Raw genomic sequence first — 4,066 nt, 5'->3', positions numbered from 1 at the left:
GTACGCGGGGAGAAACCATGGCCACAAAATGCGCCATAAATGGCCGCCAGTGGGGAGCTTACGATGGCCGTCGACAATCTACGGCGACGAAGACGGTGTGGTGGGAACCTTCGATTGGATCGTTCATTTGAATTTGAACGGACGGTCCACACGAATCACTACAACAGTGATCCATGACGAAGGACCTTCGCTGAATTTCATTCGGCACGACGCCCATTGCCGTGAAGTGGTTCCCGGACCGATCCTGGATACGAGTTGCGGAATCAACTACATGGGATCACCGTTCACTGTCTCGGAGGCGAGCCCCAGATTCAACTACGGACCAGCTCAAGGGTCGAACATCGTCGATGCCGGCACGTACTTCATCGAAGGGCGTATGCAGTTTCAGCCATCCGGCTACGACTATGTCTGGTCGATCCCGACAACGGCTTCAGTATGGGGTCCTGGGCCACAGAGCGAACGATTTATCTGCCCCACCCAAAACCGAGTCTGCTATTTCAATCGCTGATCCGAAACCCCCTGCACGTCAATGTCTCTGCCTGACAACCAAGCAAAGGACAAAGGTATGACATCTCTACGAAAAATCATTCCAGGAGCGATCGCCGCAGCAGCTGTTCTTGCACTGGTAGGTGCGTCCCCAGCTCAAGCGGAGGTGCGCACCGGTTGGATCGGACCCACTCCACCGGTCAACGGCACGATCTTCCTCCACACCTCGACTATCGACAACGGGGGAGTGCCCATCGCGAGCAGTCGGATCTACACCTCGTTCGCCAACGTGGTCTCCCCGGGCATCATGGGAGCGAAGGCGCGGCTGTTCCGCGAGGGCGCCCTGTGCAGTGCCACCGATTACCGGTTCAATGCCCTCATCTCCAACTCCCAAGTTGCCAGCACGCAAAGGGACTGCGGTGCAGGCTTTTACAACAGTCACGGATTCGTAGCAGTTCTCAACCAGTCGAACGGCGCCATCAACGAATACGTCACGTTCCCGACCGATCCGCTCCAGTTCCCTGCGCCCTCAGCTCTTCAGCGCCAGCCAGCTCTCACGGCGGGCGAGAGCGGAGTCAACGCAAGGGGCGAGAGTTACGGGGACGCGCTGAACGTTCAAAGCGACGCTGAGCTGCCTGACTTGGTCAGTGCTATCGGATCCGACCTGCAAGCCGGATTCGTCCGTGCCAGTGATCTGACGGCGCAACCGTCCACCGATACCGCGACCACGAGAATTGTGCCGCTTCTTTCGCGAGAGGGCGAGACAATCGGCCAATTCCAGATCGGGTAGTCGACAAGCTCACCTCGGCGGCACACACTCTGATGGTGTGTGCCGTCGAGGTGATGTCAGGAGGTCCTACTGATGAGCCAGCAGTGGAGCGATTTCCCGGTCTCCCACGAGCCGAGCAGTCTGCCGGATACCGTCGAGGGTGGGCACTATGTGCGAGTCGCAATGACCAGCCACGATCTGATGACCGTGTGGGCGGCAGGACCGGCCCGCGCTTTCCGTGTTGCCGTCCCGATCTCGGCTCGCCCCCCGGTCAAGGTCACTCACACAAACCCGCGGACTGGCCAGCGAGAGAGTCACTTCGAGGAGTTCACCGACGACGATCAAAGAACGATCGATGAGTTCGTCAATTTCGGCCTTCAGCTGGCGGGAATCGCGAAGTTCCCCAGCGGTTTCGACTGGTATGTACGAGTGCCCAGTCGAATCAAGGATGCGGCGGAGCTTGCGGACGAACTTCGCGCCAAGAATTCAGCGCCGGACGAAGTCGAAGCGTTGACGATTATCACCGCTACGTACAACAGGCTTCTGGCCGATTGAATCTGCTGGCAGATGCTGGCCCCGCCGGGCTGTAGATGTCACGTATTTTTTCGCATGGGGGACGTGTCGTTTAGCCATGTCAAAGGGCCTAAATGCGCGCCGGATGTTCTGAAACCAGCCCTCTGGCGCGGTACAGGTTCGGCCGGTCGGGTCTCTCAGAGCTAGGGGACAGGGCGTTGCCGTAGCGTTCATGGTCCAGGACGGGACGCCCTAGCGCCGAGGACTGCGCGCTTCAATGCGCCTTGTCTGAGCGATTTCAACTGTGTCCGCTCCGGGACGCCGAGTTTGGTCATCGCGACGAGCACCAGCAGGGCGACCCCAGGTTCATAGAGGTTGTACCAGACGGTTTCGGACATTTTGCGCTTGTGAGGTTCGTCGCCGTGTGCGAGATGGTTCCGAGCATTTTTGATGTTCTTAGCCCATACCTCGATGTCGGGAATGACCTGACGTACCGCGGCCGGTGGAGGGATCTGTGCGAGGGCGACGCAGCGTTCGCGGTAGTCGAGAGATTTTGGGTGAAAACCCTTGTGCAGTGCCTCGATTGCGCCGCACAGTCCAAGTAGCTTGGTTTCGTAGTACATACTCGATTCGCGTTGAAGTGCGATGACGGACAGCGTCCCGTAGTTCGCCTTCTGGTGCAGTTCGTGCCAGCCTTCGAGGAGGGTCGGCAGATCCACATCGTCGAGTGTGAAGTTGATAAGCGTCGTGCCCGAATCATCGAGGTCGGTGTCCTCGCTGATCAGGTCCGAGCTCCACCAGTCGAACTGCCGATGCGCTTGTGGGATTGCGGGAGAACTTGATGCGCCGTACGTGGGCGGGCCGATGCATCGCCAGCGTGATCAGGTCTGCCAGCCGCCGAGAGATTTCGATGTGGGCGTTGATCGAAAGGGGTTCGGCGCTGGTCACTCGAAATGCTGTCCGAAAGTGTGCAGGAATGGACATACCACCGCGGGAGAATTGACCGCCGGATGCGTAATGGCTGGACGTGGAAACCGTGACCTCGACGTTGCCGTATTTTCCCGAGAGGGGCGCGCTGACCGGGATAGTGAAAATATAGGGCTCGTTGGACTTTTCAGGGTGGGATACGGCGATCTTGACGCCACGGGCCCAGTAGGTGAGGTAGTCCAGTTCGATGACGGACTCGGTGAATGCGAGTTCGTCGGCGTCGTTGACGTGGGAGTCTCCGATGACGAGCCCTGACAGCTTTATCGTTTGGTCGGTGTACTTCTGGCCATTTGTGAATCCACCCTTTTCCGAATCGATGTACGTCTCGAACAGGGACACCGCGCGCCCACCGGAATTGCCATGGACAGTGCGAAATCCCAGCTCGTGAATATCGTACAAATCGCCGTGCAAGTCGAGTCGCGGCTCTGTGGAATCACTGAGCGTGAGAACGCCCGGCACGGTGCGAGAAGGGCCGTTCGAGTCGGGTACCCACCATTGTCCGTGGAGTTGCTCTGTCGTCGCCATGAGCTAAGGCTAAGGTCGTCCGGCCGGTTGACGGCGCGACGACATGCGGATGGCCTCCGGAGTCTGGGATGGGGGATGTCGGTGTGGGGGTGTTTGGTTGGTGTGGGTGGGTTCGGTGTTGGTGTTTTAGGGTTTGACCTGCGGTGATGACATGTCCCCGGGGGTGGTTGTTGGGGGTGTGTGGTGCGCCGGCGTTTTGGGTGCCGGCGGGGGGCCGCTGGGGCCGGCGGGTGGTGTGGGGGTGTTGCTAGGGCTCGTTTTTTGGGTGTTTTTGAATGTTATTGTGTGTCAGTAGGTTTCGGTATTCGGTTGGTGTTGGGTTGGTTTCGCGGGTTGTGCACGGTGATGGTTTCGTTAGCGTCGAATGTTGTTGCAGTGGGGAATATTTCGGTGTTTCTGGATTTCGGGTTGTTTTGCGGTTTGGCGGGTGGGGGTGTATGATTGGGAGCATGATGATGGCGAGGCAGTGGACGCGAGACGGGGCGCTTTTCGTGACCCTTCCCCTCCTCCCCAGCCTCGTTCGGGTGTCGGGTACCGGTTCAGACGTTGCGATGAATTCGATTGGTGAGAAACAAGTTTCGGAATTCAGAGGAGCGAAGCGACTCGATCGACGGCAACGGCACTCGACCCACTGCGAGCCGCGCAGCGGCTCCCTGGCGGGGAGCGCAGCGACTCGCTTCCGTCTCCCGACGCGAAGCGTCGGGAGGAGCGCCGCGGCCGAGACTCCGTACTCGAGAAGCAGACACGCGCCGACGGCCATGGCCGGAAGCTCTCCGAGCGTCGCGT

6 protein-coding genes are annotated in these 4,066 nt (G+C 59.3%); 3 read left to right on the top strand and 3 right to left on the bottom strand.

The features are described 5' to 3' along the window. The 3 genes from AC1Q6C_RS33415 to AC1Q6C_RS33405 form a co-directional block, all read left to right on the top strand. A partial coding sequence (locus tag AC1Q6C_RS33415) for a hypothetical protein (RefSeq protein WP_492667115.1) occupies positions 1 to 508 on the top strand: 508 nt, incomplete at its 5' end. A 57-nt stretch (positions 509 to 565) separates the two neighbouring features. Then, complete coding sequence (locus AC1Q6C_RS33410) at positions 566 to 1,276, top strand: hypothetical protein (protein ID WP_003946437.1); 711 nt, start codon at positions 566 to 568, stop codon at positions 1,274 to 1,276. Between the two features lie 72 nt (positions 1,277 to 1,348). After that, on the top strand, positions 1,349 to 1,810 hold the full coding sequence (locus AC1Q6C_RS33405; protein WP_003946439.1) for a DUF5956 family protein: 462 nt from the start codon (positions 1,349 to 1,351) through the stop codon (positions 1,808 to 1,810). Between the two features lie 188 nt (positions 1,811 to 1,998). Here the strand turns inward: AC1Q6C_RS33405 and AC1Q6C_RS33400 are convergent, their stop codons facing one another. From AC1Q6C_RS33400 to AC1Q6C_RS33390, 3 genes are all read right to left on the bottom strand, one after another. Further along, a complete protein-coding gene (locus AC1Q6C_RS33400; RefSeq protein ID WP_003946436.1) occupies positions 1,999 to 2,487 on the bottom strand; it encodes a HEPN domain-containing protein in 489 nt (162 codons plus the stop codon). Between the two features lie 37 nt (positions 2,488 to 2,524). Next, complete coding sequence (locus AC1Q6C_RS33395) at positions 2,525 to 3,280, bottom strand: ApeA N-terminal domain 1-containing protein (protein WP_003946434.1); 756 nt, start codon at positions 3,278 to 3,280, stop codon at positions 2,525 to 2,527. A gap of 585 nt (positions 3,281 to 3,865) precedes the next feature. After that, on the bottom strand, positions 3,866 to 4,066 hold a 201-nt coding region (locus tag AC1Q6C_RS33390), incomplete at its 5' end, for a hypothetical protein (RefSeq protein ID WP_492667114.1).

The sequence above is a fragment of the Rhodococcus sp. MT28 genome (assembly GCF_058792695.1).
Note: the sequence above shows the minus strand (reverse complement) of the source record. Positions and strands in the feature narration are given on the sequence as shown.